The organism is Microcystis sp. LE19-84.1B (assembly GCF_027531875.1).
Classification (GTDB): domain Bacteria; phylum Cyanobacteriota; class Cyanobacteriia; order Cyanobacteriales; family Microcystaceae; genus Microcystis; species Microcystis panniformis.
In genome coordinates, this window is the sequence record NZ_JAPZSR010000010.1 from 1 (window position 1) to 10136 (window position 10136).

Here is a 10136-nt window from a genome sequence, read left to right on the forward strand (position 1 = left end):
TTTTGGGTCGATACACCTAAATTATAAGTAGGGAGGCACAATTATTTGTAGGATGGGTTAGCGGTAGCGTAAACTAGGCGGGCGTTGGGTTTCATGCTTCAACCCAACCTACGTTCTCATCCCCAAAATAATCATGATCGATTCTCTTGATTTCATAGATTTTTTGGGTCGATACACCTAAGTTATAATCAATCATCAATTGACCTAATTCTTCCCCGTCAATCAGCACTATTTTTATCTCATTTCTGGGGGCATATTCTAAAGCCTCTTGGGTAAAATAGGAAGTGGTGATGAAAATACCTTTTTTGGCTCCTTGTCCCGCTAATGCCCCGACAAATTTCTGGATTTCTGGACGACCAACGGCATTATTATCAGCCCATCTTTTGGCTTGAATATAGATTATATCTAAACCGAGTCTATCTTCTTTTATTATTCCATCAATCCCTTGATCACCGCTCTTACCCACCGCTTTACCTGCATCTCTAATCGAGCCACCATAACCCATTTTTACCAGTAATTCTACTACTAATTTTTCAAAAGCATCTGGGGATAATTTTCGCAGAATAGAAAGTAAGTCTGTCGCTAATGCTTGACGAATTTCTTGATAGGAGTTTTCTAGTAATTCCTCGGGGTTTTGTTCTTGATCAGAAGTTGATAAATTGCTTTCAAGAGTAATAGTTTCATTTTGCTTATTGACTTGATTGAATTCTTGAAATTCGGGAAACTGTCTCAGAAATTTGGCATCGATTCGAGCAGGATTTTGAGATAATATTTCTTTTCCTTTCTCAGAAATTACAAAAGTTGCCCTTTGGGGTGAGTCAATTAATCCCGCTTTCTTTAAATAGGTTTTTGCCCAACCGACTCGATTAGCAAAAATTTCTTGTTGTCCACTGGGAAGCATTTCTTTTTTTTCTGCTTCCGTGACTTGAAACTCTCTGACCAAGGCTTCAATAATTTCTCGATATTTATAAACTTTGCCATCTGCAAGTATTGTTAATAGGGGCAACATAATCGATTGAAAATCGGGAATGGGCATAGTTCAGATGAAAAGCGGGGGCAGTCATCACAATTATACAGCAACAATCTCCAAGAATTTAGATAATAATACAAAATCGTTTTTTAATAGTGCGATTAACTGCCAATCGAACTTTAAAAACCCACTCCCTACTTCCCTAATTCCCCACTCCCTACCCTCCTATACTTTTAAAACAGGATTTAGTATAATACACATGAACTTATTAATGATTGGGAGGCATTCCTAAAGAATTTGAGACAGAAATTATCGCCATTGATAATCGTCTTGATACTCCAATAATGCGATTTTTGTGCTATCGGGAGCGTTGACATAAATAAGCTGTTGACTATTTAAATTACTCGTTAAGACTGTCTATGAGTGCCGGAGCGGGTAGCAGGGAGTGTCAATGTCATAGCTAAAAAAATCCCTATCCCTGCTATTCGTACAAAATCTCATCAAAACAAGCTTCTCCCACACTCGCTAAAGTTCTAGCGGTAGCTTTATCGGTTTTCGACTTCTGCACGAGGGCGCGGAATTGCTGTAGATTGTAACGAGCTTGGAATTTTTTAATCGTGCAGTCGCATAGGTCTTTTGCCACATCAGCAGCTAATCCTTCCCCGCGCGCTCTTTGTAAACATTCTTGACGATAACTATCGAAAGTCGTGGCAGTATTAGAACTTTGGCTAAGGTAAACGGTATTATTAGCCTGTACTGGCAAGGATAAAGCCAATAAACCGATAAAAGTTAGTAAATATCTTGAATTTCTCATCATAATCGCTTTTTAAAGCCTAAAATCCCCCACTAGATTAGAAAAGGGTTTCATAGATCATAGATTGATCGCTTGACTCTTGGGTTCCACTCTTGGCAAACTGTCATCTGTTATGCTAAGATGAATAATGACTGATCGGCGCCATCGCCAAGTGGTAAGGCAGAGGTCTGCAAAACCTTTACCCCCAGTTCGAATCTGGGTGGCGCCTTGGAAAATGTCGGCAATCTTTTCTTGATTGCCTTGTCTAAATGAAGGTTTAGCAAGGTTTTACCTGATAGGCTGCCACTAGATAACGAAAAATATACTCGACTATCTCTAAATAATTCTCGGTAGTTTCTAGAGACTCACCCCAAACTGTCACGCCATGGTAAGAAATCAGTAAAGCGGGAATTTCTGGGGGGAAAGCTGACAATCTACTTTCTATTTCTGCGGCAATTTTCGGCACATCGAGATAGTTGGTAAAAACTGGCATAAATACTTGAGGATTTTCTACCCAAATACCTAAACCTTTCAACATTTCTAAGGGAGGTAACGATAACTTATCCTCACGAGCAAAACGGGAAACTAAATTCGCTTCTACCGAGTGAACATGATAACAAGCTTGTGCTTGGGGAAAGAGACAATAAATCACCTGATGAATGCTAGTTTCTGCCGAAGGACGATTATTCGGATGAGCTAATTCCCTGACTTTCCCGGTCAGATCCACCCGCACAAAATCCTCTTCTGTTAGTTTACCTTTACTTTTGCCACTGGCAGTAATCCAAAAACTATGATCATCAACTTTAGCGGATAAATTACCCGCCGTGCCAAGCATCCAACCCAGTTGATAAAATCTTCGGGCAGCTGCCACTAGAGACAGACGAGGATCGCTCATGGTTTTTAGAGATATGGTGGATAGGTATCGACCTATTATAACAAGTTGAAGCGAGCAGACGACCCACTCGCCAGCAGATTTGGTGAGGATGTCAGTCCGGATAATCTCGATCAAAACTAAACCCAAAGCAGAAGAGAGCGAGGAACTGGTGAGTAAAAAAGAAGATTTAACCGTGGCAATGTGTTGGGAGTGTGTTAGGTTAAAGATAATTGCAGCTTTGATGAATCGAGGGTTGAGCCGTGAATAACAACTTTTTCCGCAGCTATTCTGTCAATGATTCTGGTTTGGGTTGTTTCTTATCTTTGATTTTAGTCGGATTGTTGTTAGGCTCGATCGGACTGGGTTGGTTAGTCAATGGTTTTTTAATTCTCGTGGCATTCCTAATAATTTCCCCTGTGATTGCTTGGGGTATTTTTCGCTGGTGGTTACGACGCAATTTAGTTGAAGATAGCTGTCCCGTCTGCAGCTACGAATTTACGGGTTTTAATCGCACGGAATGTCAATGTCCTAACTGTGGTGAACCGTTAAAAGTGGCAGGGGGTAAGTTTATTACTCTCACCCCTCCCGGTACGATCGATGTACAAGCGATCGAAGTGCCTACCGGACAGTTGGAAGATTAGGGTCAAACCATCACCATCTAGGCACGCGCACCAAGCTGAAAGCGGGGGTTCTGAATTTTAACAATAACAGCAGTCCCAGCAGGTGAATTGACCAATGAACGAGAATTAAGCCCCAAATAATTGCAAAAATCAAACTACTAACGGCAAGAGCTTTAAAAATATCATTATCGGTCTTTTGATACCAAAGAAGACTAAGGAAGGAAAGCAGTAGGAGTAGAAGCGGAAAAAGTGGGGAGAACATGGGGATCACCATTGGGTGAGGGGACTGTCTTCACACCCATAGCTTATCATTTTCCCTTGACGGCTACGGGTAGCAGCGGCTACATTCCCCCCTATTTGTCATAAATCTTTAGAATCAAATTAAAAAGTTTACGAGCCAATCTTTTAGTCTAAAGGTGGCGCGACAATCATCCTCATTGTAACGCAAAATAGCCGCCAATAAAGTCCGATCTCCTGTTTTTAACCACTGGTCATACCACCAAACGCATTGATCCCCGCTTACTCCTCGATCGCGCCATTGAAAGCCAATCCAGTTAGCGAGGGATTTTAAAGAATAACTTTCCACGGGAAAAGTTACCGAGTTAACTACCTGATAGTGCAGATCAAAACAGCGAGAAACTAACTGATTAATCAAAGAAGAAGGAGTTTTATAAAGATAACCTAATCGCTTAATTGTTTCCACTTCGTACTCAGAAAAGTGAAAAATTGGTGCTTGATAATCCTGCATGACTAAGGTTAAAAATTCCTGCCATATCCTGCCTTCATCTTCTGGCTTTTCCGCCAAAAACGGATAAAATTGCTGGGTATTAACTCGATAATCAACCCGTAAAATCCCCAAAAGATAATCTAAATTCTGTTCTGGTTCCGCTTCGATGTCAAAATAAAATTCAATCTCGGCCCTCGGTAGGGGAGACAAATAAGCAGTTTTGCCGTTGCTTTTGCGAAAGGCCCGATTTTCAATAATTGCTTGGGCCTGTAATTGTAACTGATTAGCCACCTCTAACCCCATCCCCTCCCCCATACGGGTAGGACAGGTAAGCGCTAGGGATTCCATGGTGGAAACCCCCAAAGACTGTAAAAATTGGTAACGACTGGGAGTTACCCCCGGGACTAAAGAAAGATGTTGACTCGCTTGGGCGATACCATAACAGTGACTATACCAATGACATAAACTGCAACGCTGACGCGAGATAAAAACTTCTGGTTCTTGGTGATTAATCACCATTTCGCCGAACTTTTTGATTATTTCCTCTAGTTTAGTTAACCAGAGATTCAATTCCACCCGATAGCGATTATGACGACGTAGGACAATTTCTGCGTAATTGGGAAAAACTCCCTGCATACCAGCCAATAAATAGGCGTAAAAAGTAGCCAGCAGCTTATATTCAGGCTTAGGACGGCGACCGAGTTGAATATTGAGGGGATAATAAATCCAATCGCCAAATTTCGACTTTCCTGGCTGTTTAATTAATAAATGCGGGGAACCGGTTAAAGAGACGGGATAGCCAGATTGTAAAAGGACTCCGTGATAAATACAGGATACCCCCTGACCCATCAAAGCTTCCGTTTCCCTAGCGGCGGCTAAAATATCCGTGCTGGGAGTAGTCAGGGAACAATAATCGGGATAGGAGTCTTGCAGGACTTTGTTAACGTGAATTTGACTCTCCTGGCGCAATTTAAGCAAAAAATCTCGCTCAGGGTCTTTTTCTTGGCTATTGCCGTAGAGATTTAAAAACCCACGGCGTTGACAACGTTGGTAGTCTAGAAGTAGATCATCGGTCAGTAGCATTCTATCAAGGAGAAAAGTTAAGCTTTCCTGGACCTGTGAGGTAAAGTAGAAAATAATAAACTTAAAAAAAGAAAACATTCCCAAGTATGTTTCCTCTACTCTAATACTATTGTGACAATTGCGACTTAATCCGTCGATAGAATTCTCCGAGTCGGTCGTCAGGAAGTGGGGAAATGGGGAAATGGGGAATTCAACTAAAACCCTAAAACCCCAAAACCCAACACCTTCTAACTGATAACTGATAACTGATAACTGATAACTGATAACTGATAACTGATAACTGATAACTGATAACTGATAACTGATAACTGATAACTGACCCCCCATCTCCTCGCTTATGCAGAATTTAGACGAAAATAGCCTCGATTGCGCCCCTAGTAAACCGGATTTAGCCGAACAAAGACAGGAATTTCGGGGACTTAGCAATAAAGTTTATTTTAATTTCGGTGGTCAGGGAACCTTGCCCAAGGCCGGATTAGAAGCGATTATCGATGCCCATAATTTTCTCCAACAAAAGGGGCCTTTTTCAGGACAGGTAAACGATTGGATTACCAGAAAAACGGAACTTCTCAGGCAAGAAATGGCTCAGGAGTTGGGAATTAGCCCCAGCACTCTCTCTATCACCGAGGATGTCACTGTGGGCTGTAATATCGCCCTCTGGGGAGTTGATTGGCAAGCGGGGGAACATATTTTACTAACCGATTGTGAACACCCCGGAATTATGGCCACAGTTCGGGAAATTGCCCGTCGTTATCATCTGGAAATCTCCACTTGTCCTATTCGGGAAACTTTAAACGACGGCAACCCCATAGAAGTCATTTCCGCTCATTTACGTCCAAAAACTAGGGTTTTGGTGGTTAGTCACGTTCTGTGGAATACTGGACAGGTTTTACCCCTCAAGGAAATCTCGCAGCTTTGTCATGATAATTCTGTCACCGAACAACCCGTTTTAGTGGTGGTGGATGCTGCCCAATCCGTGGGTTGTTTGCCCTTAGATTTAAGCGCTACTGCCGCCGATTGTTATGCTTTTACGGGTCATAAATGGTGGTGTGGACCGGCCGGTGTGGGGGGATTGTATATTCGTCCCGAAATTTTCCCTAGTTTACAGCCCACTTTTATCGGTTGGCGCGGTATTGAAACAGATAAGCAAGGACAGCCTATCGGTTGGAAACCAGACGCTAGACGCTTTGAAGTGGCCACTTCTGCCTATCCTCAATTTGAGGGTTTAAGGGCAACTATTGCGGTACATAACGCCTGGGGTGATGGGGGACAAAGATACGAAAAAATCTGTCAATTAGCGGCTTATCTCTGGGAAGAATTAAAGACGATTAAGGGGGTGAAATGTTTAAAAAATTCTCCACCGGAATCTGGTTTAGTTTCCTTTCAAATTGACTCGGCCATCACCCCACAAAATTTAGTGCAACAGCTAGAAAAACAAGGGTTTTTACTGCGAACTCTCCTCGACCCCCTCTGCGTGCGTGCCTGTGTTCATTATTTCACTTTGCCCTCAGAAATCGAGCAGTTAGTAGCAGCTATCCAAAAGTTAGTTTAAAATCGGATTATACATGGCGTGGCTCGGTTCGTCGAATAATTAGTGCTAGGAGGGCTAATAACCGTGAACGAAGAACCTATTACCAGAGTCACCCGCGAACAGTGGGCGAAGTTGAAAGGCAAAACGGACTGGGAGAAAGTTAAAGGGATGAGTGAGGCGGAAATTGCCAAAAACGCCCTAGAAGACCCCGATAATCCCCCGCTACCAGCTGATTTTTTCGATGAAGTCGTGGAATGCACCCCAGTTTCCTTGAATCCCTAACCCCCCGATTAAGTAGGTAGGTGGAATTAAATATAAGATGAACGTAGGTTGGGTTGAAGCATGAAACCCAACGCCCGACCATGTTACGCTACCGCTAACCCATCCTACAAATAATTGTGACCCCCTACTTAGTAACTGGATTTAGGGATATGATCGGGCTGTATTAGCTTAGACTAACACAGCCCCAAGTTTCTGTTTAAATGTCCAAATCCGTAAGATTTAAACGCGGTCCGTGGGTTTCGATAAATTCTCGCCGGGGGGCAACTCGATCGCCCATAAGAATCGTAAATAATTCCTCAGCTTTGGCTGCGTCTTCGATTTCCACCCGTTTTAAAGTGCGAGTTTCAGGATTCATGGTAGTATCCCAAAGTTGTTGGGGCATCATTTCCCCTAACCCTTTAAAACGTTGGATTGTGTAGTTAGCATTAGAGGGAAATTCCGCTATCTTTTGCTGTAATTCTCGATCGCTATAGCAGTAGGAATGATTTTTACCGCGTTCCAATTTATAGAGAGGAGGACAGGCGATATATACATAACCTTGGTCAATTAAATTCTTCTGATAACGATAGAAGAAAGTTAACAACAAAGTTCGGATGTGTGCGCCATCCACATCAGCATCAGTCATTAAAACAATGCGATGATAGCGCAATTGTGAGGGATCGAAATCTTCTCCTTTAATTCCTAAACCGAGGGCCGTAATCAAGGATTGAATTTCCGTATTTTTGTAGATTTTGGCATCATCGGTTTTTTCGATATTGAGGATTTTTCCCCGCAGAGGTAGAATCGCTTGAAAACGACGATCTCTCCCCTGTTTGGCACTATTATGGACGAAAACGCCGGAAGCAAGGGCAAAGTTATGGGTATGAGGAACCTCGATATCATAGACATCGAATCTTGTTTCTAATCGCTTGATCGCCACAACTCGATGATTGTAATTAGACACCGCTTCTAAGGCTTTATTTTTATCACCATCAAAGTAGCGATCGCAGAAAGAATCAAATCGCAATATTGATTTATCCCGCGTCTGAAGCCGATATTTTTGATAAGCTTCCAAATCAATATAACCTCGATCGATCTCAATTTGTTTTAAGGTCGCTAGGGTTTTTTGATAGTAAGTTTTCTTGATCGTGTTAATTCCCTGCCAACGATTATACCAATCAGCGATCGCATGAGTGAACAACCAAGAATCGGAAGCGGGATTCCAGACCATTTCATAACCGTTAATGGTGATTCCGGGGTCATGAAGAGCGGACAATTTCCGATACAAAGGCATTAAAGCATCTTCTGGAGTTAAAGCCGCAGCAGGTTTATAGCTACCATCTCTTAACAGGAAAAGATGGTCAGGAGTACAAATAATCGCTTCACCATGATCGAGAGTAATTTTAATTACTTCTGCGTCTTTTTTGGTGATGCGGGCATTAATAACTCGTTCAACCCCGATCGTGCCATTGTCACGAATGGTATAACAAAAATGTTCCTTTCCTTGGGCTTGTTCGGTCACTAGCTGTTTAAAACTGAGGTTGCGTCCATCGACAAGGGCGATTTCTGTATCACCATGAAAACAACCACCGGCGCTGTCACCTTCAACGATGTAAATTTCTGACTTTTCTGGGTCTCTTTCGCTACAATCAGCCAATTTACCCGGTAAAGGTGAGGATTCCAGAACCGATTTCCGTCGTACTAAGTCCCGGGCCCGTCGGGCTGCTTCCGCCGCCTTGTACGCTTGTACTGCTTTTTCGATAATCGTGTCGGCCACTTGGGGATTTTGTTCTAGGTATTCGTTGAGAGTTTCCCCCACCAGGGAATCAACAATACCCCGGACTTCAGTGTTACCCAATTTGGTCTTGGTTTGTCCCTCAAATTCCGGTTCGGGAACTTTTACGGAAATAACGGCGGTTAAACCCTCACGGACGTTTTCCCCCGCTAGATTAGGCTCGTTTTCTTTAATTTTATTGCGTTTACGAGCAACATTATTTAAAGTACGAGTCAGGACTGCTTTTAATCCTTCTAGATGAGTTCCCCCGTCAATGGTGCGGATATTATTAGCAAAACCGAGTATATTGTCGCTATAGGCATCTATACACCACTGAAACGCCACTTCGATATTAATTCCGTTCTTTTCCCCCGATACATAGATAATATCTTTGTGCAGGGTTTCTTTTTCCCGACACATATAGGCGACGTATTCTTTAATACCCCCCTCATAACAATAGGTTTCGATGTGGGGTTCTTCGGGACGGTAATCGCTAAAGGTGATTTTAACACCCGCATTTAAGTAGGCTAGTTCTCGTAAACGTCCGGAGAGGGTACTGTAATCAAATTCGATGCCTTGGCTAAAAATTTCGGTGTCTGGCAGGAAATTAACCCTAGTTCCCGTTTTTTCCTCTTGACTGGGACTGCTGACCAATTCTGTGACGGGGATACCTCTTTCGTAGCGTTGGATATGTACTTTATGATCGCGCCAGACTGTCACATCGACCCATGCGGAAAGAGCATTAACGACGGAAATCCCGACTCCGTGTAACCCTCCCGACACTTTATAGCCACCACTGCCAAATTTACCGCCAGCATGAAGTATAGTGAGAACGGTTTCGAGGGCAGATTTACCCGTGGTGGGGTGGACATCGGTGGGAATACCCCGGCCATCGTCGGTGACGCTGACGGAACCATCGGCCTTGATATCCACTTCGATATGAGTACAGTAACCCGCTAGGGCCTCATCGATCGAGTTGTCCACCACTTCATAGACTAAATGATGTAGTCCCCGCGGCCCGGTCGTACCGATATACATCCCCGGCCGCTTCCTGACTGGTTCTAACCCTTCGAGAACTTGTATCTGTTCCGCGCCGTAGTTACTTGTCATAAAATTTCCCTAAAAAGGCTGTGATCCCTGATTGAACCTAAATGAATAGCAAAATCTTCAAAAATTTTAGCACATAAGGGTTAAAGACTGCTTAAATGCCTTTAGGGAGAATTTTTTGTTGGGGTTGGGGTGTGGGGTGTGGGGTGTGACCCCCCCAACCCCCCCGACATCGGGGGGGCAGGTGGGGAAGTGGGGAGATGGGGAGACCACTTCGTGCGCGTTGCGGGGGAAGAATAAATAAAAGCCATCTCCTAAGTAGGTAGGCGTTAAAAATTATCAGACACCACCCTTATCAAGGGGGGACTAAGGGTAGGGTTGATTCATGAATCAACCCTACTATGAATCAACCCTAGGACTAAGGGGGGATCGAACCTAAAATCTATTTTTAATTTA

The 10136-nt window shown here is 43.2% G+C and carries 9 protein-coding genes and 1 tRNA gene; 4 read left to right on the forward strand and 6 right to left on the reverse strand.

Annotation, left to right across the window (positions count from 1 at the left end; genetic code table 11):
- Positions 1-91: 91 nt before the first annotated feature.
- Positions 92-1036: a restriction endonuclease gene (locus O9324_RS00480; RefSeq protein ID WP_288139198.1), complete on the reverse strand. Its 945-nt coding sequence runs from the start codon at positions 1034-1036 to the stop codon at positions 92-94.
- A gap of 415 nt (positions 1037-1451) precedes the next feature.
- Positions 1452-1787 (reverse strand): hypothetical protein, encoded by a 336-nt coding sequence (locus O9324_RS00485; RefSeq protein ID WP_288139199.1) that lies wholly within the window; start codon positions 1785-1787, stop codon positions 1452-1454.
- Positions 1788-1921: 134 nt separating this feature from the next.
- Between O9324_RS00485 and O9324_RS00490 the strand changes: the two genes are divergently transcribed.
- A tRNA-Cys gene (locus O9324_RS00490) sits at positions 1922-1992 on the forward strand.
- A 48-nt stretch (positions 1993-2040) separates the two neighbouring features.
- Here the strand turns inward: O9324_RS00490 and mtnB are convergent.
- Positions 2041-2658 (reverse strand): methylthioribulose 1-phosphate dehydratase, encoded by a 618-nt coding sequence (gene mtnB, locus O9324_RS00495; RefSeq protein WP_288139200.1) that lies wholly within the window; start codon positions 2656-2658, stop codon positions 2041-2043.
- Between the two features lie 239 nt (positions 2659-2897).
- Here mtnB and O9324_RS00500 point away from each other — a divergent pair, with 239 nt between their 5' ends.
- Positions 2898-3278 carry a hypothetical protein gene (locus O9324_RS00500; RefSeq protein WP_002770018.1) on the forward strand — a complete coding sequence of 127 codons (381 nt, stop codon included), beginning with the start codon at positions 2898-2900 and terminating at the stop codon, positions 3276-3278.
- A gap of 10 nt (positions 3279-3288) precedes the next feature.
- Here the strand turns inward: O9324_RS00500 and O9324_RS27075 are convergent, their stop codons facing one another.
- On the reverse strand, positions 3289-3531 hold the full coding sequence (locus tag O9324_RS27075) for a hypothetical protein (protein ID WP_002760483.1): 243 nt from the start codon (positions 3529-3531) through the stop codon (positions 3289-3291).
- A 102-nt stretch (positions 3532-3633) separates the two neighbouring features.
- On the reverse strand, positions 3634-5067 hold the full coding sequence (locus O9324_RS00505; RefSeq protein ID WP_287630687.1) for a TM0106 family RecB-like putative nuclease: 1434 nt from the start codon (positions 5065-5067) through the stop codon (positions 3634-3636).
- 337 nt (positions 5068-5404) lie between these two features.
- On the opposite strand from O9324_RS00505, the gene O9324_RS00510 reads away from it, so the two are divergent.
- Both O9324_RS00510 and O9324_RS00515 read left to right on the forward strand, forming a co-directional pair.
- The gene (locus O9324_RS00510) at positions 5405-6619 is read left to right on the forward strand and encodes an aminotransferase class V-fold PLP-dependent enzyme (protein WP_002770015.1); all 1215 of its coding nucleotides are present in this window, start codon (positions 5405-5407) and stop codon (positions 6617-6619) included.
- Positions 6620-6682: 63 nt separating this feature from the next.
- Entirely contained in the window at positions 6683-6880 is a 198-nt protein-coding gene (locus O9324_RS00515) for a hypothetical protein (protein WP_288139201.1), read from the forward strand.
- 196 nt (positions 6881-7076) lie between these two features.
- Here the strand turns inward: O9324_RS00515 and gyrB are convergent, their stop codons facing one another.
- Positions 7077-9743, reverse strand: coding sequence for a DNA topoisomerase (ATP-hydrolyzing) subunit B (gene gyrB / locus O9324_RS00520; protein WP_288139202.1), 2667 nt, complete (start codon positions 9741-9743; stop codon positions 7077-7079).
- Positions 9744-10136: the final 393 nt, after the last annotated feature.

Bases quoted from the DNA above. Each gene is read 5' to 3' on its own strand.
- O9324_RS00510 (WP_002770015.1), top strand. From the start codon at position 5,405: ATGCAGAATTTAGACGAAAATAGCCTCGATTGCGCCCCTAGTAAACCG.
- O9324_RS27075 (WP_002760483.1), bottom strand. From the start codon at position 3,531: ATGGTGATCCCCATGTTCTCCCCACTTTTTCCGCTTCTACTCCTACTG.
- gyrB (WP_288139202.1), bottom strand. From the start codon at position 9,743: ATGACAAGTAACTACGGCGCGGAACAGATACAAGTTCTCGAAGGGTTA.
- mtnB (WP_288139200.1), bottom strand. From the start codon at position 2,658: ATGAGCGATCCTCGTCTGTCTCTAGTGGCAGCTGCCCGAAGATTTTAT.
- O9324_RS00480 (WP_288139198.1), bottom strand. From the start codon at position 1,036: ATGCCCATTCCCGATTTTCAATCGATTATGTTGCCCCTATTAACAATA.
- O9324_RS00505 (WP_287630687.1), bottom strand. From the start codon at position 5,067: ATGCTACTGACCGATGATCTACTTCTAGACTACCAACGTTGTCAACGC.
- O9324_RS00485 (WP_288139199.1), bottom strand. From the start codon at position 1,787: ATGATGAGAAATTCAAGATATTTACTAACTTTTATCGGTTTATTGGCT.